At 63.0% G+C, this 24,199-nt stretch carries 20 protein-coding genes; 5 read left to right on the top strand and 15 right to left on the bottom strand.

Annotation, left to right across the window (positions count from 1 at the left end; all coding sequences use genetic code 11):
• Positions 1–254: 254 nt before the first annotated feature.
• Positions 255–2,126, bottom strand: coding sequence for a copper-containing nitrite reductase (gene nirK / locus YUU_RS51130; protein ID WP_245288040.1), 1,872 nt, complete (start codon positions 2,124–2,126; stop codon positions 255–257).
• 526 nt (positions 2,127–2,652) lie between these two features.
• Positions 2,653–3,426 (bottom strand): helix-turn-helix transcriptional regulator, encoded by a 774-nt coding sequence (locus tag YUU_RS0119080; RefSeq protein WP_027523844.1) that lies wholly within the window; start codon positions 3,424–3,426, stop codon positions 2,653–2,655.
• Positions 3,427–3,541: 115 nt separating this feature from the next.
• Between YUU_RS0119080 and YUU_RS0119075 the strand changes: the two genes are divergently transcribed.
• Positions 3,542–4,621, top strand: coding sequence for a zinc-binding alcohol dehydrogenase family protein (locus YUU_RS0119075; protein ID WP_027523843.1), 1,080 nt, complete (start codon positions 3,542–3,544; stop codon positions 4,619–4,621).
• A 124-nt stretch (positions 4,622–4,745) separates the two neighbouring features.
• On the opposite strand, the gene YUU_RS0119070 is transcribed toward YUU_RS0119075, so the two are convergent.
• On the bottom strand, positions 4,746–7,433 hold the full coding sequence (locus YUU_RS0119070) for an arylsulfatase (RefSeq protein ID WP_035662745.1): 2,688 nt from the start codon (positions 7,431–7,433) through the stop codon (positions 4,746–4,748).
• Positions 7,434–8,059: 626 nt separating this feature from the next.
• Here YUU_RS0119070 and YUU_RS0119065 point away from each other — a divergent pair.
• Positions 8,060–8,431, top strand: coding sequence for a hypothetical protein (locus tag YUU_RS0119065; protein WP_027523841.1), 372 nt, complete (start codon positions 8,060–8,062; stop codon positions 8,429–8,431).
• Between the two features lie 202 nt (positions 8,432–8,633).
• On the opposite strand, the gene YUU_RS0119060 is transcribed toward YUU_RS0119065, so the two are convergent.
• From YUU_RS0119060 to YUU_RS0119005, 12 genes are all read right to left on the bottom strand, one after another.
• Entirely contained in the window at positions 8,634–9,335 is a 702-nt protein-coding gene (locus tag YUU_RS0119060) for an ABC transporter ATP-binding protein (RefSeq protein ID WP_027523840.1), read from the bottom strand.
• Positions 9,336–9,339: 4 nt separating this feature from the next.
• The gene (locus tag YUU_RS0119055; protein ID WP_027523839.1) at positions 9,340–10,620 is read right to left on the bottom strand and encodes a lipoprotein-releasing ABC transporter permease subunit; all 1,281 of its coding nucleotides are present in this window, start codon (positions 10,618–10,620) and stop codon (positions 9,340–9,342) included.
• Between the two features lie 74 nt (positions 10,621–10,694).
• Positions 10,695–12,014, bottom strand: a complete 1,320-nt coding sequence (gene proS, locus YUU_RS0119050; RefSeq protein WP_027523838.1) for a proline--tRNA ligase — start codon at positions 12,012–12,014, stop codon at positions 10,695–10,697.
• A 175-nt stretch (positions 12,015–12,189) separates the two neighbouring features.
• Positions 12,190–13,752, bottom strand: coding sequence for a CopD family protein (locus YUU_RS0119045; protein ID WP_027523837.1), 1,563 nt, complete (start codon positions 13,750–13,752; stop codon positions 12,190–12,192).
• On the bottom strand, positions 13,752–14,267 hold the full coding sequence (locus tag YUU_RS0119040; protein WP_027523836.1) for a YcnI family protein: 516 nt from the start codon (positions 14,265–14,267) through the stop codon (positions 13,752–13,754). The genes YUU_RS0119045 and YUU_RS0119040 overlap by 1 nt, the downstream gene beginning before the upstream one ends.
• Before the next feature lie 38 nt (positions 14,268–14,305).
• Entirely contained in the window at positions 14,306–14,839 is a 534-nt protein-coding gene (locus YUU_RS0119035; RefSeq protein WP_027523835.1) for a copper chaperone PCu(A)C, read from the bottom strand.
• Between the two features lie 41 nt (positions 14,840–14,880).
• Positions 14,881–17,346: a TonB-dependent receptor gene (locus tag YUU_RS0119030; protein WP_035662742.1), complete on the bottom strand. Its 2,466-nt coding sequence runs from the start codon at positions 17,344–17,346 to the stop codon at positions 14,881–14,883.
• Between the two features lie 85 nt (positions 17,347–17,431).
• Positions 17,432–17,803 (bottom strand): DUF2946 family protein, encoded by a 372-nt coding sequence (locus YUU_RS0119025; RefSeq protein WP_027523833.1) that lies wholly within the window; start codon positions 17,801–17,803, stop codon positions 17,432–17,434.
• A gap of 88 nt (positions 17,804–17,891) precedes the next feature.
• The gene (copD, locus tag YUU_RS51125) at positions 17,892–18,821 is read right to left on the bottom strand and encodes a copper homeostasis membrane protein CopD (protein WP_051389789.1); all 930 of its coding nucleotides are present in this window, start codon (positions 18,819–18,821) and stop codon (positions 17,892–17,894) included.
• Positions 18,822–18,835: 14 nt separating this feature from the next.
• Complete coding sequence (locus YUU_RS0119015) at positions 18,836–19,159, bottom strand: copper resistance CopC family protein (RefSeq protein ID WP_245288039.1); 324 nt, start codon at positions 19,157–19,159, stop codon at positions 18,836–18,838.
• Positions 19,160–19,198: 39 nt separating this feature from the next.
• Positions 19,199–20,200: a hypothetical protein gene (locus tag YUU_RS0119010; RefSeq protein ID WP_027523831.1), complete on the bottom strand. Its 1,002-nt coding sequence runs from the start codon at positions 20,198–20,200 to the stop codon at positions 19,199–19,201.
• Between the two features lie 55 nt (positions 20,201–20,255).
• Complete coding sequence (locus YUU_RS0119005) at positions 20,256–20,642, bottom strand: DUF2946 family protein (protein WP_035662736.1); 387 nt, start codon at positions 20,640–20,642, stop codon at positions 20,256–20,258.
• Positions 20,643–21,112: 470 nt separating this feature from the next.
• On the opposite strand from YUU_RS0119005, the gene YUU_RS0118995 reads away from it, so the two are divergent.
• The 3 genes from YUU_RS0118995 (at position 21,113) to YUU_RS0118985 (ending at position 24,189) form a co-directional block, all read left to right on the top strand.
• Positions 21,113–21,517 (top strand): globin, encoded by a 405-nt coding sequence (locus tag YUU_RS0118995; protein WP_027523829.1) that lies wholly within the window; start codon positions 21,113–21,115, stop codon positions 21,515–21,517.
• Between the two features lie 139 nt (positions 21,518–21,656).
• The gene (locus YUU_RS0118990) at positions 21,657–22,679 is read left to right on the top strand and encodes a sugar ABC transporter substrate-binding protein (RefSeq protein ID WP_027523828.1); all 1,023 of its coding nucleotides are present in this window, start codon (positions 21,657–21,659) and stop codon (positions 22,677–22,679) included.
• A gap of 7 nt (positions 22,680–22,686) precedes the next feature.
• Positions 22,687–24,189: a sugar ABC transporter ATP-binding protein gene (locus tag YUU_RS0118985; RefSeq protein ID WP_027523827.1), complete on the top strand. Its 1,503-nt coding sequence runs from the start codon at positions 22,687–22,689 to the stop codon at positions 24,187–24,189.
• Positions 24,190–24,199: the final 10 nt, after the last annotated feature.

The following is a 24,199-nucleotide window of genomic DNA, read 5'->3' as shown; positions in this document are numbered from 1 at the left end:
TACGTTAATGGATGTTTCTCGCGCGCAACCGGAGCTCGTTTGATACCTGTTTTTGCAGTGGTTCCAGCGTTCATCGCATGATCCTCTGTTCACAGAAAACGCGTTCACATCTTGGTGTGAACGCGAGTGTGGCGCGCAAACTTTTTGTCTCCGCATTGCCGCCACAATCGCGCCAGCGCGGTTCCACAATGCAGCCCGTTCACAACGGCGTGTGGATCACAAGTTTCTAAGTGGAAGCGTCACTAGAGGCGTGGTCAGTGCCCCATGCCCGGCATCACCTGACCGTTGAAGATTTCGGGGTTCGGGGGACCCTCGACGCTCAGGATGCCCGACAGCCCACGCTCCAATCGCGAAAGCGCATGATCGACCAGCGTGTAGTTGCCCGGGACCTCCAGCTTGAAGTCAACGATAGCCGCGCCGCCCGGCGCCACGGTGATGGTCTGGATTCCCTCATGCGGCGGGCTTTGAAGTCCGCCGAACGTGTAGACCTTGTCGAGTATCTCCCCGATGACGTGGAACGAGGATGTGTAGTTCGGCCCGCCGACGCCGAAGAAAATGCGCACGGTTTCGCCGACCTTGGCGTGCAGCGGGTGGAGCTTGGACAGCGCTCCGACGGAGCCGTTGAAGACGAAGTATTCCGGGCGTTCGTTCAGAAGCTTCTCCACGCTAAACTCCGCGCTTCCACGCTGGCCGAAGGGCATGTCGGAATAGATTTCGCCCTGCATGACATAGAACTCGTGATCCACCGGCGGCAGGCCTCCTTCAGGCTCCACGAGGATCATGCCGTACATGCCGTTTGCAATGTGCTCGGCGACCATTGGGGTGGCGCAGTGATAGACATAGAGTCCCGGCACCAGCGCCTTCCACGTCATTGATTTCTCCTGGCCGGGATCGACCTGAAGAGCGGCCGCGCCGCCACCCGGGCCGGTTGCGGCATGGAAGTCGACCGAGTGGATCATCGAGCTGTCGGCGGAATTCTTCAGATGAATATCGATGGTGTCGCCGACACGCACCCGGATCATCGGGCCCGGCACCTTGCCGTTGAAGGTCCAGTAGCCGAACGTCGTTCCTTCCGCGAGCCTGCCTTCAAGCTCGACGCTCAAGAGGTCGACACGCACGGTTTGCGGATCGCGTTTGCCGATCGGCGGCGGCACGTCAGTGGGCTCACGCGAAATATCGGCTTCCACCACCGCCTGAGGCGGCGGGCGCGGGGTAACCAGGAATTGACCTTCCATCCCGGCTTGCCGATGGCCGGGCACGCTGCAGAAATAAACGAAGTCTCCGGACTTATCGGCGCGGAATGCGATCGTCGTGCTCGCGCCCTTTCCGGTAACGCGTGGCGAGGTGGTGTTCTGGTCGGGAAAGGCGATATCGTGCTGTGCCCCTTCGCCATTGATCAGGGTGAGTTGAACCACCTGTCCCTCAACGGCGGTCAGGACCGGATTGACCTTGCCGTCGATCTCGCCGCCCTCGCCGATATAGACCATCCGCCCTTCCGCGATCCCCGAACGCAAGGTGTATCGCGCGTCGGGAATGTAGGTGACGGAGGGACCGGGTGCGGCTTGCGCCACCTGTGTCTGGGCCGGCTGTGGCGTCGGCGACGCCGCAGCCTGCGAAGGCTGCTGCGCGGCGGTGGCCGCGGGCTGCGTGCCACCTGCGAGATACGCGATCACGTCGGCGCGGTCATGATCGGTCTTGAGGCCGGGAAAGGGCATCTTGTTGCCCGGCACGACCTTCGCCGGGTCGGTCAGGTATTGGTCGAGCGTCTGCGCACTCCACACGATGTCAGCCGATTTCATAGCGGGCGAATAGTTGTAACCAGCCTCCGAGCCGGCCTTGCGGCCGATGGCGCCGGCGAGCGACGGGCCGAGCATGTTCTTGCCGGGCTCGGTAGAATGGCAGGCCTGGCACTTCCTGAAGACCAGACGACCTGCCGTGGCATCGCCGATTCCCCGCACGGCGTTCGAGGCGGCCGTTGCAGCATTGGACGCGGGCGCCGCAGGTGACTGTCCGGTCGTTGCGCTCGCCTGCGGCCTGTTGCCCTGTGCCATATGGTCAGGAGCGGGTGGTGACGGGCTGGCGGGCAGTGGTGGCGCTGCGCCTGGGGACAGGGTGTCCGCCGCCATGTGGTCATGAGCGGACGGCGAGGCAGCAACGGCCGGAGATGACGCGGCTGCGTTCGCGGTTGGCTTTGCGGTCGGCGCGGGATTGTTCTGATCGGCCGGCGACTGAGCAGGCGCCTTGCCTGATTGAGCGAGCTGCTGAGCAGGTTGCTTCGCGCTGCCGCCTTGTGGCGACGGCGTCTCGGTCGAGGCGACGGCCGGCTGGCCCCGATTGCGACCTTGATCCGATGAGGCGGCTTGATCCGAGGTTGGGGCTGCGGCAGGCGGCGGGTTCGTCGATGAAGACAGGCGTCCGACCAGATAGATCCCGCCGAAAATCACGGCCAGCCCGACAATGAAAACGGACGATGCCCGCCAGACGGCGCGAATTTGTTCCCACATCCTGAAAACCCGCTGCTTTGTCCGGCGCTCGTCGGTAAGTATCGCTGCAACGCATCGGCCTCGTTTGATCTAAATCAACGGCGTAGGGTCGCTCCGACTGATCGCAACATTCCGCTCGGCCTTCACGCTTAGCGCTTGCCCTTACGCCCTAGACCGGCGTGTAGATGACAAGTTTCAACGCGGGATCGTCATTGGCCTGAAAGCTCGTGTGCTCGAAATGCAGCACGCCGAGCGTCGGATGAGACATGGTCTTGAGGCCCGAGGCGGTGCTGCGGATCTCGTGCGCTTCCCACCATTTGACGAATTCCGGACTGCCCTGCCGCAGCCGCGTCAGCAATTCCGCAAACGCCGGATCGCCCGCCCAGACGTCGTGGGTCGCGCGAAACATCGCGACCATGCGCTTGGCCACGTCCGCCCAGCCCGCACCGTAAGCCTTTCGCGTCTGCTTGTTGGTCATCATGAGAAGCATCGTGTTGCGATCTTCTTCGGGTAACCGACCGAACGCGAAGACTTCCTCGGCGGCGTCGTTCCAGGCCAGCACGTCCCAGCGCCGCCCGGTGATGTAGGCCGGTTGGTTCAGGCTCTCGATCAGGCGCTGGATCGGCGGCGGCACGATCTCGCGCGTGAACGCGCCCCTCGCGCCGTCGCGCGCCAACGCCTTCAGATGCGCGTGCTCGGTCCTGGAAAGGCGCAGCGCACGGGCCAGCGCATCGATCGTGGTGACCGACGGGCTGACGGTGCGCCCCTGCTCGAGGCGGATGTACCAGTCGACGCCGATGCCGGCGAGCTGTGCCACCTCCTCGCGCCGCAGCCCCGCGGTGCGCCGCCTTTGGCCTACCGGGAGGCCGACGGATTTCGGCGTCAGCTTTTCGCGGCGCGAACGCAGGAAATCGCCGAATTCGACACGTCGGGGATCGGCCATGATCTCTCTCTCCGCCTGTTATGCAGGGCCTTCATAATACTAGGATAATACCAGGCCTTTATGCACCTTCAAGGCAGGCGCATATTCCGTTCGGCTCGAATATGAGGTGAACATCATGAAAGCCGCTATCCTCAAATCCCTGGGAACACCGCTCGTCATCGAGGATGTCCCCGCCCCCACGCTCGGCACCGGCGAGGTCATCGTCGACGTCGTCGCCACCCGCGTGCTGCCTTATCTGAACGAGGTCTTCAGTGGCGCACGCAACTACGCGCTCGATCTGCCCGTGATCCCCGGTCCCGGCGGCATCGGCCGTATCAGCGCCATCGGGCCGGATGCGACCAGGCTCGCCGTCGGCGATTGGGTGTTTTGCGATCCGACCGTGCGTTCACGCGACGACGCGATCTCGCCCGACATCACGCTACAAGCCCTGAGTGCACGCGACGAAGGCGGCATGAAGCTGCAAAAGCATTTTCGTCACGGCTCGTTCGCCGAGCGGATGAGGGTGCCGACGGAGAATGTGAAGCGGCTCGGCGAGATCACACCGGCCGAGGCTTCGCGGTGGTGCGCACTCGGTACCATGCTCGTGCCCTATGGCGGCTTCCTCGCGGCCGACCTCAAGCCCGGCGAGACCGTGCTGGTCAGCGGCGCCACCGGCAATTTCGGCAGCGCTGCCGTGGCGGTGGCGCTCGCCATGGGCGCGGCCTGCGTCGTGGCGCCAGGGCGCAACGAGAAGATCCTCGCCGATCTCGTGCGGCGTTTCGGCGCGCGCGTGAGGCCCGTGAAGCTCTCCGGCAACGAGAGCGACGACCGCGAGCAGATGAAGTGCGCCGCACCCGGCCCGATCGATTGCGTGTTCGACATCATGCCGCCCTCGGTCAGTCCCACGGTGGTGCGCGCTGCGATCATGACGGTGCGCGCCCACGGCCGTGTCGTACTGATGGGCGGCGTCGGCATGGCCGGCGGCGTGGGGCTTGAGCTCCCCTACCCCTGGATCATGCGCAATTGCGTCACCATCCACGGCGTCTGGATGTATCCGCCCGATGCGGCGGTCCGCCTGGTCGCGCTCGTGCGCGCCGGGCTGCTGCGGCTCGACCATTACGAGACGACAGAATTCGATCTCGACCATGCCAACGAGGCCGTCGCGCACGCCGCGGCCCATGCGGCTCCGTTCAAGATGACGGTGATCCGGCCGTAGCCGACACAGCTCTGCGCGGCATGAAACCAGCCGGCCGCGGCCGTTCAACGACGCAGCTCTCGTCGAGACGAGGGGAGGCAACGCCAGCCCTCGTTGATTGGATGCGCATTGTCGCGCACCGGCGTCACTGCCCGACGCATTGCTGGACGAACTTGATGCGGTCCACCATGCCGAGCCCCTGCGCCTCGGCCTGCTTGCGGCAGCCTTCGCGCTTGTCGATCCGCAACTGGATCTTCTCGACCAGGCTCACACCGACCGTGCCCACCTGCGGTTCGGCCGAAGCCGTCTTTCCATCGTCGGTCGACGGGCCATCGCCGGCCGCACGCGCGGCTTCCTGCAGCCGCTTGATGTCGTCCGGGCTCAGCTTTGGCCGATCGATGTCCAGCGTGATCCTGTTGATCTTGCCGGTGAAGGCGAATGGCGTCTGATAGTCGTTGTCATCGACCGGCGTGCCGGTGTCGGAACCAATGTCGAACGCCTCGTCCCACTGCAGGATGAAGGGAAGCGAGTGCTCCATCTTCTCCGTGGCCACCACGTTGCCATCGACCTTCAGCGTTCCGGTGCCGCCCTGTCCGATGCCGCTATAGTTTCCGAACACCATGGTGGCAGCGCCGAGGCCGTCATATTTGAAGTCGAACTCGATCACGTGCTTGCCGGGCGTCAGCTCAGGCCCTTCCCAGCGCACGCGCTTGAGATCGACGAGATTCCACGTAAACACGGGCTTGTTCTTCAGGAGATAGAGGCCATACCCGGCGAATCGGCCGCCCTGGGTCACCAGAATGCCTTCGGCGCCGCCCTGCGGGATGTCCACGTCGGCCTTGAAGTTGTAGGACGAGTTGAGCAGGCTGGGCGCATCGCCATTTGGCGTGCCGGTTATCGGCTGGGTCCACGCGAAGTTCGTGCGTCCCGCGCTGAGACTCGGACGCGGCGTGATGATCCGGGTCGCCACCGACGAGTCGAGCGGCAGCACCTGATATTTTTCCGCTTCCTTCCAGAACTGCGCCTGCAATTCCTTCAGCTTGTCCGGATACTTGGCGGCAACGTCCTCGGCCTGCGTCCAGTCGTTGCGGAGATCATAGAGTTCCCAGGGGTAATCCTGCGGGGCCGGTGTCTTCGCAATCGTCACCCACGGCGGCCGCTGAACTTTTGTGCTCGCAATCCAGCCGTCGTTGTAGATGGCGCGATCCGCAAACATCTCAAAATATTGCGTCGTGTGAGTGGAGGGCGCGTTCGCGTTCTTGGCATCGAACGTATACGTCATGCTGACGCCCTCGATCGGGCTTTGCTTGATGCCGTCGACGAATTCCGGCTGCTTGATTTGAGCTGCCTCGAGAATGGTCGGAACGACGTCGATGACATGATGGAACTGGGTCCGGATGCCGCCCTTGTCCTTGATCGCCGCCGGCCAGGAGATCGCCATGCCCTGGCGCGTGCCGCCGAAATGGGAGGCGATCTGCTTGGTCCAGGAGAACGGTGTGTCGAACGCCCAGGCCCAGCCGATCGACATGTGGTTGTAGGTGCGATCGGTGCCCCACACATCATAGAAATATTTGAGCTGCTCCTCGACCGACGGGTTGATCTGGTTGAACATGGCCACTTCGTTCGGTGTGCCGTTCGGCTGGCCTTCCGCGCTCGTCCCGTTGTCGCCCTCGATATAGATGATCAGCGTATTGTCGAGCTTGCCTATGTCCTGAATGGACTGGATCACACGGCCGATTTCATCGTCGGCGTAGGCCGCAAAAGCGGCAAAGACTTCGGCCTGACGGATGAACAGCTTCTTCTCGTCGGCTGAGAGTTGATCCCACTCCTTGATCAGATCCTTCGGCCACGGCGTCAGCTTCGCGTTCTGGGGAATGACGCCGAGCCGCTTCTGGTTCTCGAAGATCGTATCGCGGAGCTTGTTCCAGCCCTGGTCGAACAAATGCATGTCGCTGATCTTCTTGACCCACTCCGGCGTCGGGTGGTGCGGCGCGTGGGTTGCGCCGGGGGCGAATTTCACGAAGAACGGTGTGTCCGGCGATAGCGCGTTCATGCGATTCACATAATCGATCGCCTCGTCCGCCATCGCGGTCACCAGATTCCAGCCGGGCTTTCCCTGGAAGGGATAGATCGGTGTGGTGTTACGGACGAGATTGCCGGGCTCCCATTGGTTGGTGTCGCCACCCATGAAGCCGTAGAAATATTCGAAACCCATGCCGGTCGGCCATTGATCGAACGGACCGGCCTGGCTCGCCTGGTATTCCGGCGTGTTGTGGTTCTTGCCGAACCAGGCGGTGTGATAGCCGTTGTCGGTCAGGATGCGGCCGATCGTTGCCTTGTCCTTGGTGATGACGCTGTCGTAACCGGGATAGCCGGTCGCCTGTTCGGCGACGACGCCATAGCCGGCGGAATGATGATTGCGCCCGGTGATCAAAGCTGCGCGCGTCGGGGAGCACAATGCGGTCGAGTGGAAGTTGGTATAACGCAAGCCGTTTTGTGCGATGCGATCAAGCGCGGGCGTCGGGATGACACCTCCGAATGTACTGGCAACGCCATAGCCGGCATCGTCGGTGATGATCAGCAGCACATTCGGTGCGCCCTTGGGGGGCACCACGCGTGCTGGCCAGTACGGCTTTGAATCTCTGGCATCGCGCTCGATCTTGCCACCGAACTTCTGCGGTGGCGGCGGAAGTTGATCGCCGGGGATGGTGATCGTCGCCGCGGGAGATCCGGGCGGTGGCGCACCTTGTTGTGGTTGTGCTTGCTGTGCGATTGCCGGCGTACACAAGGCTGATGTCAGGATCAGCGCGGCAAAGGTCTTGCGAATATTCATTGCAAAATCCTCCGTGATACACGGACGCACACAGTCTGAAGAGCCCTTTCGTGCCGCACGCGTTGACACAGATCAACCATTCCAACGGAGTTACTCCGGAATGCTGATAGGTTCGACGAGATCGACACGCCGCGCTATCGGATTGCGCAGCACGCAGGGTGAGTCCGCAGCCGAGCACCGGAATTCGCTGCCGAAAACCGGCCCGAAGAGAGCGGGCGGCCGTTTCGCTGTTCGTCCAAAACGTCCGAATCATTTGCGATAGATCAAGCAAGCACGGCCGCCCCCTCTTTAAAGAGACAGGAACGCATTCGTATGCGCTGCTTCAGAGGAGGCGGGCCATGACGCAACGATGTGAGATTGTTCAGGATCTCTGCGAGACACCTGGTCTTGAATCCCAATCTGCTTTCGACCGGCTATTGAGACAATACTTCGCAATCCTGCCTGTGCGCGACTTTCGAGCAAAAGGTGGCGAAAGCGAAGAGCCCGGCGCAATCCTTCCTCACACGCTGCCTGACCATAACTTCGGGGAGCAAGCGTTGGCATAGTGCACCCGCGCAGCCTGCCCAATTGCAGGAAGTACAGGCGCACTCCGTCGATGTGACCGGTGAGATAATAAGGAGCTTCAGATGAAGACCGCCCTGTTGTCGCTTGCGCTGCTCGCGAGCACCGCGCCCATACCAATCTCCGATCGTGTTCCCGAATTGAAGGTCGAGGCGCTCTGCAAGGCGACGTCCGAAACGGACAAGGCCATGGGGTTGGCGCTGGCGCAGAGTGTTGCCGACTGCATGCGCGACGAAACCGCAGCGCAGCAGCAGCTCGGCACAGTATGGTCGACGACGAGAGCCACTGTCCGCGATGCTTGCGAGGGCGAGGCCAGTTCGGGTGGAATGCAAAGCTATGTCGATCTGCTCACTTGCATTCAGATGACGGACTCGGCAAGTGCGTTGTCACCCGCACCGCCGCTCAGAGGCGCCAGCAAGAATCGAAACAAGCAGTAGCACAGGCCGCCGTTGTGCCGGTCCCGCCGCCCGTGCGCCGATGAGCCATCAGGCGCTCGCCCTTATCAATGTGATCGGCGTTGAACAGCGACCGCGATGATGGATTTATCGCGCTGATTGCCCGACGCGTCAACCGATTTCGCAAAATCAGCAAGGCGCCGGCGGTCACCGGCTACTTTGCATGGGGTTGTTTTCGAGGTTTTTAGTCGAGCTCGACCACCTGGCCGTTGGAAAGCGACACCCGCCGGTCCATGCGGCCGGCGAGCTCCATGTTGTGGGTCGCGATCAACATCGAGACATGGGTCGCCTTGACGAGCTGCATCAGGGCCTGGAACACGTGCTCGGCGGTGCCGGGATCGAGGTTGCCGGTCGGCTCGTCCGCAAACAGAACACGCGGCGCGTTGGCGACCGCACGGGCGATCGCGACGCGCTGCTGCTCGCCGCCCGACAGCTCGGCCGGGCGATGGGTGATGCGGTCGCCGAGGCCGAGATAGCCCAGAATCTCCTTGGCGCGCTTCACGCTCTCGGACCGCTTCAGGCCGCGGATCATCTGCGGCAGCATGACGTTCTCCAGTGCCGAGAACTCCGGCAGCAGCCGGTGCGACTGGTAGACGAAGCCGATCTCGGTGCGGCGGAGCTGCGTGCGCTCGATGTCGGGCAGTTGCGAGGTCGGGGAGCCCCCGACATAGACCTCGCCGGAATCGGGCGCCTCGAGGAGGCCAGCGATATGCAGCAGCGTCGACTTGCCCGAACCTGATGGCGCCACCAGCGCCACCGACTGTCCGGCCCACAGCGCGAGCTTGGCGCCGTCCAGGATGGTCAGCACGTTCTCGCCCTGCACGTACTGCCGCTTTATCTCGTGGAGATAAATGACCGGTACATCTTCCGCCCCCTGCTCCATCAGCCCCTCACTCGTACCGGAGCGCTTCGACGGGATCGAGACGCGCGGCGCGCCAGGACGGGTAGAGCGTCGCAAGGAACGACAGCGTCAGCGCCATGATGACCACCGCCGTGGTCTCGCCGACATCGATCTCGGCAGGCAGGCGGGACAGGAAATAGAGCTCCGGCGAGAACAGTTCCGTGCTGGTGAGCCAGGACAGGAACTGCCGGATCGATTCGATATTGAGGCAGATGACGAGCCCGACGAAGAAGCCGACGAGCGTGCCGACCACGCCGATCGAGGCGCCCGTGATCAGGAAGATCCGCATGATCGAGCCTTGCGAGGCGCCCATGGTGCGCAGGATCGCGATGTCGCTGCCCTTGTCCTTCACCAGCATGATCAGGCCGGACACGATGTTGAGCGCGGCCACCAGCACGATCATGGTGAGGATCAGGAACATCACGTTGCGCTCGACCTGAAGCGCGTTGAAGAAGGTCGAGTTGCGCTGCCGCCAGTCGACCAGGAACACCGGACGGCCGGCAGCTTCAGTCACCGACTTGCGAAATGCGTCGATGCGATCGGGATTGGTGGTGAACACCTCGATCGCGGTGACGTCGTTGTTGCGGTTGAAATAGGCCTGCGCCTCGGGCAGCGGCATGAAGACGAAGCCGGCGTCATATTCGGACATGCCGATCTCGAACACCGCCACGATCTTGTACGGCTTGATCCGCGGTGTCGTGCCCATCGGCGTGACTGCGCCTTTCGGCGCGACCAGCGTGACGCTGTCCCCGGCATGCAGCGACAACTGGTCGGCGAGCCGACGGCCGATCGCCACACCCTGCCCTTCGTCGAAATTCTCGATCGAGCCCTGCTTGATGTTCTTGGCGATCGAGGTGAGGTTGTTCAGGTCATCGGCACGGATGCCGCGCACCAGCACGCCGGAGGCATTGAACGGCGATGAGGCCAGCGCCTGGCCGTCGACCACGGGTGCCGCAAGCCGCACGCCGTCGACCTGGCTGATGCGCTCGGCGACGTCCTTCCAGTCGGTCAGCGGCGATTCCAGCGGCTGCACCAGGATGTGGCCGTTGAGGCCGAGGATCTTGTCGAGCAGTTCCTTGCGGAAGCCGTTCATGACGGCCATGACGATGATCAGCGTAGCCACGCCGAGCATGATGCCGAGGAAGGAGAATCCGGCGATGACCGAGATGAATCCTTCCTTGCGGCGCGCCCGCAGGTAGCGCGCCGACAACATCCATTCGAACGGCGCGAAGGGCGCGGTTTGCACAGGCTCGGTCATGGTCTCATCCATCGCTCGATAATCCCATGATTCGGGGTCAATTGTGGCCGGATTGCCTGCCCCGCAAATGGCGCGGTGGATAATATTCAGCCGGTCAGGCGTGCGACCGCGTCGGCCGGCGACATGGTCTCGCGCGAGCCGTCGGCGCGCCGCTTGATCTCGACCTTGCCGTCGGCGAGGCCCTTGGGCCCGATCATGATCTGCCAGGGGATGCCGATCAGGTCGGCGGCAGCGAATTTGGCGCCGGCGCGCTGGTCGGTGTCGTCATAGAGCACGTCGACGCCCTTGGCCTGGAGCTCGGCATAGAGCTTTTCGCAGGCCGCATCGACGGCGGCATCGCCCTGCTTGAGATTGAGCACGACGGCGCGGAACGGCGCCACCGCCTCGGGCCATTTGATGCCGGCCTCGTCATGGCAGGCCTCGATGATGGCGCCGACGAGGCGCGAGACGCCGACGCCGTAGGAGCCGCCGTGGATCGGCACGTCGACGCCATCGGGACCCGCCACCGTCGCCTTCATCGGCTCGGAATATTTGGTGCCGAAATAGAAGATCTGGCCGACCTCGATGCCGCGGGTGTTGAGCCGCTTGGCTTCGGGCACCTCCTGCTCGAAGCGCGCGGCGTCGTGCACGTCTTCGGTCGCGGCATAGACCGAGGTCCACTGCTTGATGATCGACGTGAGATCACTCTCGTAGTCGACGTCCTCGCCCGGCACTGGCAGATCGAGCACGTCGCGATTGATGAAGACGCCGGACTCGCCGGTCTCGGCGAGCACGATGAACTCGTGGCTGAGATCGCCGCCGATCGGGCCGGTCTCGGCACGCATCGGGATCGCCTTCAGCCCCATCCGCGCGAAGGTGCGCAAATAGGCGACGAACATCTTGTTGTAGGCGACGCGCGCGGCCGCCTCGTTGAGGTCGAAGGAGTAGGCATCCTTCATCAGGAATTCACGGCCGCGCATCACGCCGAAGCGCGGACGCTGCTCGTCGCGGAATTTCCATTGAATATGATAGAGATTGAGCGGCAAGTTCTTGTAGGACTTGACGTAGGCGCGGAAGATCTCGGTGATCATTTCCTCGTTGGTCGGCCCGTACAGGAGCTCGCGCTTGTGGCGGTCGGCGATGCGCAGCATCTCCGGACCATAGGCATCGTAGCGGCCGCTCTCGCGCCAGAGATCGGCGAGCTGCAAGGTCGGCATCAGCACCTCGATCGCTCCGGAGCGATCCTGCTCCTCGCGCACGATCTGCTCGATCTTCTTCAGCACACGGAAGCCGAGCGGCAGCCAGGCATAGATGCCGGCAGCCTCCTGCCGGATCATGCCTGCGCGCAGCATCAGGCGATGCGAGACGATCTCCGCCTCTTTCGGATTTTCTTTCAGGATGGGCAGAAAGAACCGGGACAACCGCATGGATACACTCGAAGAATCAGTGAGGGGTTGCAGTGAAACCGGATTGGGAGCGAAAACACAAGACCGGGTTCGAAGAAAACCCGCTAACGCGGCGAAATTCCTGTCATTTTTCTGTTTTCTTGAAGTGCCGCTTGAACACGCAGGGGGCCGCTTTCGGAACCCGGAGGCGAGGTCTTCAGCGCGGCGCGACGTCGAGGTCGTCCTCGAGTGTGACCTTCTCGAAATCGGTCACCAGCGCGTCGATACGCAGATGCCAGCGGCCGGGGTACGGCAGCTCGACGTTGCGCACGTGCCAGTAGCCGTCAGTGCCGATCTCGGCGTCATATTCGATCGGCTCGATGCCGCGCTCAGGCAGGCTCAGGGTCAGCGTCGCCTCCTTGGCGGAAAGCGGCGCCGCCTCGCCTGTCATGAGCTGGAGGACGAAGTCGTCGGTGCCGGCCTTGCCGGGCGACACCAGGACCTGGAACATCGCCTTCTCACCGTGGATATGGACCGCAAGCGGCGTCTCCGGGACGATGGTGCGCGGCGGCGGCGTGAAGCGCCAACCGGCGACGACGGCGAAGACGGCAAGCGCAAGCACGCATTCAGCAAGGATCGAGCGCCTGAGAGCGGAGGCTGCCTTGAGGTTCTTGGCAAGCGCCGGCGTGAGGCGAAAGCGGTTCAGTGCGGCGAGCGCCAGCAACGCGGCGACGAGCGCGAGCTTGATCGATAGGATGATGCCGTATCCGGTCTCGACCAGCGCAGCAAAGCTCTCGAGCTGAATGATCGCCAGTGTCAGTCCCGTCAGCGCCAGGATGGCGACGACCGGCAGCGCAATGCGGGAGAACCGGTTCAGGATCGGCAGTGTGGCGGAGGTAGGCCTCGACACCAAAACGGCCAGCGGCGCCAGCGCGCCGGTCCAGAATGCGATGCCGAGGCCGTGGAGGAAGACCGCCGGCCGCGTCAGCGCCTCCGGCGGCGCAGTCGCGGCGTGGCCGGTACCGGCGAGCGACAGGCCGACGCCGGCGAGTGCGATGGCCGAGAGAATGCGCGCGCCCTGCCCTCCGCGCAGCGCGATGCCGGCGACCAGCATGGCGGCGATCGCGACCAGAAGCGCAAGACCGGCACTCGTCGTGAATGCAATCGTCCAGGGCGCTGATGTCAGAAGTGCGGTAAGCGACAGACCGAGGAGATCGAGCCCCAACAGGGGAAGCGAGGCAATCGCACTCAGCATGCCCACGACAAGCGCCGTGCGCGGCAAAACCATTCCATTCGTCGATCGCGCGATCCAGATCGCAAAGAACACGCCGCCGACGCCCGCGAAGAGCCCGAGATAGAGCCCTATCCGGGTCAGCCAGATCAGCGCGTTCACACCGCTATCCACACCCGCGGGAACTTGCGTCGCGGACGGCGCGCCGATCGAGAAGATGACCGATCCCGCCACGGGATGGCCATCCTGCGAGATCACGCGATAGCTGACGACTACCGTGCCCTGCGGCAGGTCCTGTGGCATTCCGATCGAAATGGTCTCGCCGGATGGGCTGACACGCGCCTCCTCGCGCACCTTTCCGGTCCCGTCGATCAGCCGGATTGCGCCGGGCGTCACCGCCTCATTGAAGCGCAGCTCGACACGCTTCGGCGCGCTCGCAACTATGCTGCCGTTGGCCGGCTCGACCGAGACCAGCGCCGCATGCGCCCACGCACCGGTCGCAAAGCCGATGCAGAGCAGCAGCGTCGCAAGCGCGGCGAGGACACGCATCAGGACTTTGGCAGCAGCTTCACGCCGGGCGCGGGCGATTTGCCCTCATGCGAAGGGGCCGCCCCCTCAGGGATCTCGATCCAGCGGCTGACGCCCTTCTCGCATTCCTGCACGACCGGGAAATACAGCGTGGTGTTCGGCTTCAGGCTGTCGGTGAGAAACGTGCTGATCACGAACTCATCATAGTTGTGATCCGGCAGCTTGCCGCCCGACCACACCACTTCCTTCGGCCCGGACGAGACCTTGTTGCCATGGTAATCGTATTCGCCAGTGTATTTGCCCTCGACGACGTCGACGCTCCAGCCGGACTTCGGCATCGGCTTCACGGCGATGACGCCTTCGGGGATCTGCACGCGAATCTTCACTGTCGGTGAGCCGGCGCAGCCATGCGGCACGGTGAACACGGCTTTGTAGGAGGCGCCGACTGTTGCCTGCTTGGTCTCCAGCGAGACATGCGCTGCCGCCGGCGATACGGCCAGCGCGGCAATCAGGATCAGGCAGGATCGCATTGACATGTTCATGTTCGGTCTCCCGAAAGAGCAGATCAAGCTCATCACATCTTCATTCCCGAATGATCCGGCATTTTTTTCATATCCATGTGTCCGCCATGCTCGCCGCCACCCGGTGCCTGCGCGCCGACGGCCTGGACGTCGAGCGTAATGGTCACCTTGCCGGCCTTCTCAAACTGAAGCGTGACCGGGACCCTGTCGCCCTGCTTGAGCGGTCCCTTCAGCTCCTGCATCATCAGATGATAGCCGCCCGGTGCGAGCTTGACGGTCTTGCCCGGTTCGATCGCGAGGCCCTTATCGAGCGGCCGCATCTTCATCACGCCGTTGTCCATCGCCATCTCGTGGACCTCGATCTTGCCGGCGATCTCGGCCGAGACGCCGACCAATTTATCCGGCGCACTCCCCTTGTTCTCGATCGTCAGATAGCCGCCGGCGACCTTTGCGCCGCCGGGCGTGGCACGGCTCCATGCCTGCGTGATGACGAGATCGCCGGCCTTGACGTCGTCGGCGCGGCCGAGTGCGACGAAAGCCAGTGCCGAGAGCGCTGCTAGCGCAAGGATGCGTGAGAGCTTGTTCATGTGGCTAGCCTTTCTTTTCATCGTTGCGTCCATCCCACCCGTCAGAACGTGTACTTGCCGGCAAGAACGAAGGTACGTCCCGGGAACGGATGGAACAGGAAGTACTGGTAGTTGAAGAGATTATCGATGCCGAAATCGAGCGAGAAATTCTTCGTAGCATTGTAGTGGATTTTCATGTCGACGACGAAGAACGGATCGAACGCCTGGTACACGTGGGGAACGACGTCGGTATTGTCGAGGGTCGCATACTGCTTGCCGGTGTAGCGCGCGGCAACGGTGTAGACCCAGCCCTCGTTCGGACGATAGCTGACGCCGACTTTCGCGCGCCAGTCCGGAACATACGGCACGCGCTTGCCGACGACGGTGGTCGTTCCCGTCCAGCTCGGATCCGAGATGATCCTGGAATCGACGTAAGTGACGCTGCCAAAGAGCTGCAGCCCGCTGATCAGGACATTGTCCTTGTCGGCCGACAATTCGACCCCTCGCATGCGAATGGCGGCGACGTTGCTGACCGCCGTCTGGAACGACTGGTTTCCGGCCACATCAGTCACGGTGGTCGTCTGCGAGATCAGCGCGTCGTTCGTGCGTTCGCGGAAGACCGTGAACCTGATCCGGCCGTCCTGCCAATGTCGTTCAAGATTGAGCTCGCCGGTGAAATCCTGCTCGGGCGCAAGCCGCGGGTTGGCAAGGTAAGTAACGTTGCTGACGGAGATGTTCTGATAAAGCTCCGTCACCGTCGGGTAGCGATATGCCTCGCCGAAATTCGCGGTGATGTTCCAGTCCTTGTTGGGATCATACGACAGCGAAGCCTTCGGCGAGAAATTGGTCGACGAGAGCGAGGGCTGATGCCTCGTCGTCACCGAGGTGATGGCGCCGGCGCCCGTCGCCGTCGTGTTGACGTTGAGGCCGTCGAGCGCCTGCCAGGTCTCCAATCGTCCACCGAGGGTCAGCTTGACGTTCGGCGTGATCTTCCAGGCGTCCTGAACCCAGAGTGCCTCGGTCCGCGTCTCGCCGACGCCCGTTGAGTAGAGCAGCCCGTTCCCCGTCGAAGGAGCCGTATACCAAACTGTGGAGGCGTAGACGGGGTTCTCGAGCCTGTAGCGGTCGCCGTGAACGCCGAAGCTGACCTCATGTGAACCGTCAATCCCGTCGGGACGCCAGACGCCCTTGGCATCGGCGTTCTGCCAGTTGGTACCGTCCATCCGCGTGACCTTGCCGTTCAGCGAGTAGCCGAGCCCGGGCGACGCCACGACGGTGTACGGATTGAGAAGAATATCCTGGAGGTAATTGTAGCTCGATGCCGAAAGATCAAAATCAAAGTCGCCCTTGGTATCGCTCCGGAGTGAGAACGCGTTACTCACATGAAGCTCATCCCAGGTGAATTTGTTGGGAGCAAATCCCGAGAGACCTGCAAATGTCGGCTGGCCCGTCACGGTCGATCGCAGATAGGTCTGCGGCTCCGAGGTCTGGTGATTATTCCAGACCGCGAACGAATAGGTCGCCTGCACCAGCGGGGTCAGGTCGTAAGCCAGCCTGATATTCGCTGACGTCTGCTGCGAGTGTGCCACCGCGCCGGCGCCGACGACGTCAGCCACCCCGCCGGTCCGACTCGGTGCGATGAAGGTGCCTGTCGTCTTGGCCGGGACCGAACCATTCGTCACGTAGCTCAGCGGCTGCTGATAGCCGTCGCGATAGTTGGCGCTGATGAGCCACGAGAGCGCACCATCGCGGTTGCCTGCGGCCGCACTGGTCTGGCTGGTGACGTAGGTGCTCTTGGTGCCGTACTGACTCCAAGGCATCACCGAGACCGTTTCCTTGGCTGTCGCAAACGACTTGTCCGGCATCTTCGAGGTCATCAGCAGCACGCCGCCGATCGAATTGCCCGGATAGGCCGCGGCGAACGGACCGTTGAAGTAATCGACCCGGCCGATCGCCTCCGGCACGATCAGATTCCACTTCGGCGAGGCGCCCGAGTTGTTGTTGCCGATCAGCGCCGAGATCAGGAGCTCGTCGTAGTAGACGAGCGTGCGCGCGCTGGAATTCAGCCCCCAGCTTCGAGTCGCCAGCACCGCCTGGTTATCGCCGTCGTGCCGTTTCCGCACGAACAGGCTCGGCATGTATTTGACGGCATCCTCGGGATCCCTGAGGTTGATCGTCTCGTCGATCTCCTTGGCGGTGATGCTGAACGAACGCTGAGGCAGTTGATAACGCACCACTGCCGGCGGGATCTCCAGCGAGGCACGCGCGGTGCCGGCGGCCTGCCCGCTGGTGGCGACGGCCGCAGGAGGCGCTCCCGCGGAGCTTGCAGGTTTCGCGCTCCGGTTTCGCGCTGCCGCGGATTGGACGGCCGGCTTGCGCGGCTTATGTGGTGCCACAATTGGCGCATCGACCGTCACCGGCGGCAGGGCCCTTTCGCTGCTCTGGGCGGAGGCTCCACCCGTCGACGCGAGCAGCGCGACCTGAACGGCAACGACACTCACACCACAGCGGGCATGACGAGGTAACATGGGAATTTCCTGACGCCGGCTTTCTCTCCGGCCCTTCGGCGGCATCAATCGCCGGCGGACGAGCCGCGGCGGTCACGAGGGGTCTTCAGGAAAATTGAGGGGGTGCGCGCGCCTGCGCGTTGGAGCCGGCGTGGGGCAAGGCGACACGATCTGCCACGTCGTGCCACGCCACGCATTCGGCAGGTCGGACAGGTGGTGCGAAGACGGTCTGCGGCGCATCGAGAGACGCGCTCGCCTGCAGGCAGCAGAGCGAGCAAGCGCCAGCATGTGAGCCGGGCACACTGGTCCGGTGGTCAATGCCCGCGCCTGAATCGCCACTAGCGTGGCAGATGACGGCGTTCTGAAGGGGATCGGCGACCGCAATACCGGCTGCCCAGCAGGCGGCGATCGGCGCCAGCACCTGCATCGCCAAGGCGATCAGGACGATAGGTAAGTATTTTTGAAGCCGCGCCCGCATCCGCCGAACCATTCGTTCGCTTACTACCTAGACACGATCCGCCGTGGAGTCGAGATCGCTCTTTCACCAGATTGACGCAGAACAACCATCAGTTCACCAGGTGTATCGCGGGATGCATCGTGCCAAGCATCCCAACAATGGTGAGGATGGCAAGGCCGAGAGCAAGCTCGATCGTGCTACTGCCCGTAAGCCAGCGCAACGCGTGCCCGTCCTGGACAAGCCGCGGCGTCAGCACAAGCCGGTTGACCAAAGCAAGCACCAGCATAATCGCGAACAGGACAAGCTTGAGCAGCAGCAGCCGTCCATACTCGGTGACGACCAGTGCGTGCACCGAGCCCACCAGGATGGCAGCATTGATGAATCCCGTGAGCAGCAGCGTTGCCACGCTGACCATGCCCATGATCGAAAATCGGCTCACGACGTCGCGGGCGAGCGCAATCGCCTTCTTTCGGCAGGCCGCAGCCAGGAACAGGATGAATGGCGCCAAGCCACCGATCCAGGCCGCGCTGGCCGCCAAATGCAGCGCATCCGCGGCAAGATGCAGGTACCCTGCCTCGCCGGTGGTCGAGCCGGCATGGCCGCTCCAGGCGAGGCTTGCGGCAAATGCGAGCGCAGCGGCAAATCCACCCCACCGCGCGATCGCCATGCGATCATAGGTCAGGCAAGCCGCCAGACAGATCGCAAGACCTGCTCGAAGCGTCGTCACCAGGCCAAATTGCGTTTCGTTGATCACCGTCGACAACACATCCGCCGACATTGCTTCATCGAGCGGCATCCCGCTCATCGAGGCAGCCTGAAGCAATAGCCAGATCGCGCCGGAGATCACCGCGAAGCCAAGACCGAGCCACGAAACCCACAAGGTGGGAGCCTCGAACGACACGGCCGCGGCCCGCTCCGAGCGGGCGACGGGCGCAACGATGACGGTCCGAAACATGACGTCTCCAACCGTGATCGCGGTTGCCGCGAAGTGCACGGCGCGCGTCGCGACCAACGGTGCTTCCGCTGCTGACCAGTCCATCGGCGGTCAGGCCTTCATGGACCGACCTGGAAGGTGAAGCTGCCGTCCGTCGTGTGGGCGTCCACGGACAGCACGCGCCAGTTCACGTGGTACGTGCCTGCCCCTCCAGACTTCAGCGGGATCGACATCTGGTTACCGCTGACGCGCGCCTTGCCGGCTTCGACGCGTTGACCGGAGGGACCCGTGACGCTTATCGAGCTGAACGCGGCCTCCAGCTTCTGCGTGAACCAGAGCGTGACCTCTCTCGGGGGACTTGCCACCTTGTTGCCGACGCGCGGCTCGGCGTGGTCGAGTTCGGCATGGGCGCTTGCTTGGCCAGGCGTCAGCAGGAGGACCATGAACACTATCATTGAACTGAAAGATGAGCGTCGCATCGGTCAATTCCTTGCGAAGGGGTTGGCAGATTGGACCGGGCCACCGAAAAGCGGCTTGCCGATGCCGCGAGGATCAATGTCGTCGAGATAGAAGTGCAACTGTCCGATCACGCCGACATGCGTCCCACTTTGCCGATTGATCGGAATAAGCGCCTCAATACCCACCTGATACTTGTTGCCGATCCAGAGCACGCCGGGATTAATGGTGCCTGTCGTCATCGTACCCGAGGTGAGCGTGTTCGCCACCGGCGTTTGCAGGTTGAACTCGACTAGCGGGATCAGATGATTGATGAATTCCGGAAGACCGAGATCGATGACCGAAGATTTCAGGTACGGCATGCTGTACTGGATCGTTCCGCCCCAGTTCAAAACGCGGGGGTGGAATTCGGTATCGGCTGTCAGGTCGCCCGTATCGGGGTCGATCCCGAACGTCGTCGTAAAATTCCTCGCCGGAATCGCGTAACCGAACTGGCCGGTGATAGCCACCGGGCGCAGCCACGAGAACGTGTCCGGCAGGTCGCCAAAGCCTTTGCCGAACCACAGCATCGGCGAGTAGGTGTGGAACGGATCGGCGCCGACGTTTTGCGCGCCGGTGCCGCCCCATTCGACGCTGAGGCCGACCGACATCACGAACTCATGGGTGGGATCTCTGAAGACTCGATATTTGAACGTCGTCTCCAGGTTCTGAAAGCCATTGGCTCCGGGGATAGTTGGATCGGTAGGATTCAGGAACGTGTAAGTCGAGCCGAACGAGATCGCGAAATCTTCGGTGATGCGTTTGGAGAACTCGCCGGAGATGTCGTGCTGCCGAACGGGCGGGACATCGCCGGTCTTGAAGCTGTCGACCGTCGGAATCGACAGTTCATCGTTGACGCCGGGATCATCGATGCCCAGCGTTGCCGGAAAGAAGCGATTGCCAACGATCTCGTGGGCAACGCTTCCCGAATGAGGGACGAGCGCAAGGGCGAGCCCCAGAAGGCCCGCACGCGTATGACAGGTGGACATTTGAGAACCTCCGCGATGCTGACGTGCGAATTCGGCGGCCGGTTGGCCGCCAGGCTCACGTCAATTGCGGAGGCGCTCGTGCGCGTGCGTTGGATCCGCCGTGCGATGTGACCGCGGGTGCAGCCTGCTCATGCCACACCACAGTCTCAGCGAGCCGGAACGGATTTGCGAACGTGGCCTGCCGCGAATCAAGCGACGCATTGGGCTGCGCCAGGCAGCAGATCGAACAGCTTCCGGCATGTGTCGCCGGCACATTGGTTTGGCCGGCCGCGCCTGCGCCCGATGCATCGGTGCTGTGGCAGATCACCGCATTCTGGAGCGGATCGGCGACTGCAAGACCCGCGGCCCAGCAGGCGGCAATCGGCGCGAGCACCTGCATCGCGAGAGCCAGCAGGACCAGGGGCAGGAATTTTTGCAGCCGCGCGCGCATTTGCCGAACCATTCGTTCGCCTAACAACTAAACACCGCGCCGATCCCGAGTCGAGGTCACTTCGCCGGTCTGCTTGCGCGATCACAAATTTCTGGAAAACTGTGTTCGCTCCGCCCGCCCGACGGGTGACGGTCGGGCATTTGGGGCAGAAGCGAGGCCGCCCTATATCCACAGATTTCATATAGTTGTCATATACTTAGGGGGCAAAAAGCCCGATCATTTCGTGAACTGCTCGAATTTTGAACAATCGTTGCCGAAAATGATGACAAGTGAGAAAAGTTGATCTAGCATCTCTTTGCTCAGGCTGGCCGCGAGGTCGAAGTCTGGTGGTCCAAGTCTCGGGAGGAGCCCCTGGCGCGCAAAACGCAGCGTCGCCCCGTCAATCAAGATCAAATCTCAGAGATCGGGGATAATAGGGTCGACACAATTTTTGAGCGGGGCTAGGGCCCCGCTCTCTTTTTTTGTGCGGGCACCCAACGCGGATGAACGCTTCAGCCAGTCCGATCGAGAGAAGCTTCGAACTTGCAGCGACGCGCTGCGACGATCTGACACCACTCGTCTATCAGCGGCTGTTTGCCGAGCATCCCGAAGCACAGGCGATGTTTCGCAAAGACGGCGGCGACCTGGTCCGGGGATCGATGCTTGCGCTCACGATCGAGGCGATCCTCGATTTCGCCGGCGAGCGCCGTGGACATTTCCGCATGATCCAGTGCGAATTATCCTCGCACGACGCCTACGGCACACCCCAAGAGTTGTTCATCGAGTTCTTTCGCGTGATCCGTGATGTGCTGCGCGAGCTGCTGGGCAACGAATGGTCCCCTGATACGGATGAGGCCTGGAAGAAACTACTCTTGGAGATCGCGGGCCTTGTCGGCAGTCCCGCGTAACTCTCTTTGCGTTGCACCAAGGCAGGCGTCGCTGTCGCCATTGCAGAACGGGTAGCGTGAACTCGTCGATTGTGAGACACTGCCTGCCTTGGTAGCGCAAACAATGACGCTGCCAACGATAAAGTCATGGGAGCGAGCGATGTCCGAGACGAAAGATTTCTCGACAACCAGGCGCGATCTTCTTCAGGCGGCAACGACCGCCGGCGCCGCGGCGGCCATCCTCGGCGGCATGGGGATCAACCCTGCACTTGCAGCCGAGATGGGACGTTCGGAGAAGCCGTTGAAGGCGGCATTCTCCAATGCAGGCCTGCAGGCCACATGGTGTGCGCAGGGCAAGCAGGCAGCGGAATTCTGGGGCAAGCTGTTCAACGTCGATGTGACCTGGTTCGACGGTCAGCTCGATGCGGTGAAGCAGCGCGCGGCGATCGACAACATGGCCTCGCAGAAGTGGGACTTCGTGGCGATCCAGGCCTTCGGCATCGGCACGCTCACCCAGCCCGTGCAGAAGATGATCGATGCCGGCACGCCCGTCATCGACATGGACACGCTGATCGCCCCGCTCGATCAGATCAACGTGCATTCCTTCCTGGCGCCGGACAACGAGTTCATGGGCGCATCCGTGACGCAGGCGCTGTGCAACGCCATGGGTGGCAAGGGCAAGATCATCATGACGCAAGGCGCGCTCGGCCATACCGGCGCGCAAGGCCGTGCCAAGGGTTTCAACTCGGTCGTCAAGCAATTCCCCAACATCGAGGTGCTCGACACCCAGCCGGCCGATTGGGACGTCTCCAAGACCGCGCGCCTGTGGGAGACGTATCTGACGAAATACCCGCAGATCGATGCGGCCTTCTTCCACAATGACGACATGGCGCTCGCGGCCGCCAACATCATGAAGGCGCACAACCGTGCAAACATCCTGATCGGAGGCGTCGACGCCATGCCGCCCGCGATCCAGGCGGTGAGCGAGGGCCGCATGTTCGCGACCGTGCGCAATCCCTCCTGCCGCATCCATGGCGGCGCCATCATCGCTGGCGTCGCCGCGGTCGTCGGCGGGGAGAAGAGCGGCCAGGGCATTCCGAAGAGCGTGGTGACGGATGGCCCGGTCGTGACCAAGGCGAATGCCGCCGGCATGCAGTGGATGGAGGATCACTTCCTGATCTGATTCCTCCATGCCTCAAGGCCGTTCGCCGATTCTGGAACTACAGGGCATCACGAAGAGCTTTGGCGGCGTCGAAGCGCTTCGTGGTGTCGACTTCGCGCTGTACGCCGGCGAGATCCATGGTCTCGTCGGCGAGAACGGCGCCGGAAAAAGCACGCTGATGAAGATCATCGCCGGCGTGCACCCGGAATTCTCGGGGCGCTTCCTCGTCGAAGGGAAGGAGACCCGGTTTCGCTCGGCCCGCGACGCGCACGCGGCCGGCATCGCCATGGTGCATCAGGAGCTCAGCGTCGCACCCGACCTGACGGTCGCCGAGAACGTCTTCCTCGGCAACCAGCCCACCAGCCGCCTTGGCCTCGTGCAATGGCGGCGGATGGCGCGCGAGGCCGGCGAGCAGCTCGCCCGCTTCGGCATCGACGTCGACCCGATGTCGCGGCTCGGCGACCTCCCGATCGGCCTCCAGCAGCTCATCGAGATCGCCCGCGTGCTGTTCTCCGGCGCGCGCATCGTCATCCTGGACGAGCCAACCTCCGCCCTCTCCCCGCCCGAGGTCGAGCGCCTGTTTGCGACACTCCGCCGATTGCGCGACGAGGGCACCGGCATCGTCTTCATCTCGCATTTCATCGAGGACATCTTGCGCGTGTCCGACACGGTGACCGTATTCCGCAACGGACGGAAGGTCGCCGAGACTCCGGCTTCAACAACCACCAAGGGCGCCCTGATCGAAGCGATGATCGGCCGCGGCGGCGAGGCACTCGAGCACAGCTATACCGACGATCTCATGTTGCCGGCCGCGAACGGGGGCCCGGTCGTCCTGAAGGTCGATCAGCTTTCGCTGGCGCGCAGCCTCCAGGACGTCTCGTTCGAGGCGCGTTCAGGCGAGGTGCTCGGCATCTACGGCTTCATGGGCTGCGGACAGCAGGAGCTGTCGCGCATCCTGTTCGGCAAGCTCAAGCCGGACTCTGGCGCGCTGATCGTCGACGGATCGCAAAAATCGTTTGCCTCGACCGCGGCCGCGCGGCGCGCGGGCGTGGCGCTTGTGCCCGAAAGCCGGCGCGCCATGCTGTTCCACCAGGAGCCGGTCTACAAGAACATCTCGATCAGCATTCTGGATCGCATTTCGGCCATGCTGCTCAAGCCCGCGCAGGAGCGCGACATCGCTCAGCGTCAGGTCGAGCAGTTGCAGATCAGGCCGCCGGTGGTCGGCCTCGACCTCGGCATGCTCTCTGGAGGCAATCAGCAGAAGGTGGCGCTGGCAAAATGGCTGACCTATCCGCCGCGGCTCCTGGTTCTCTGCGAACCAACGCGCGGCATGGATGTCGGCGCCAAGAACGACGTCATCAACATCGTGCGCGACCTTCGCGCCAAGGGCCTTGCTATCATCGTGCTCTCGACGGAGCCGGAGACGGTGCTGTCGCTGGCCGACCGCATCCTCGTGCTCAAGCGCGGCGCGGTGGTGCGCGAATTCAAGAACGAGCCGGTCAGCAAAGACCGCCTTTTGGAGGCGGCGTGACGGAGAAGCA

Source organism: Bradyrhizobium sp. Ec3.3 (genome assembly GCF_000472925.1).
In the GTDB taxonomy this organism is placed as follows: domain Bacteria; phylum Pseudomonadota; class Alphaproteobacteria; order Rhizobiales; family Xanthobacteraceae; genus Bradyrhizobium.
Note: the sequence above shows the minus strand (reverse complement) of the source record. Positions and strands in the feature narration are given on the sequence as shown.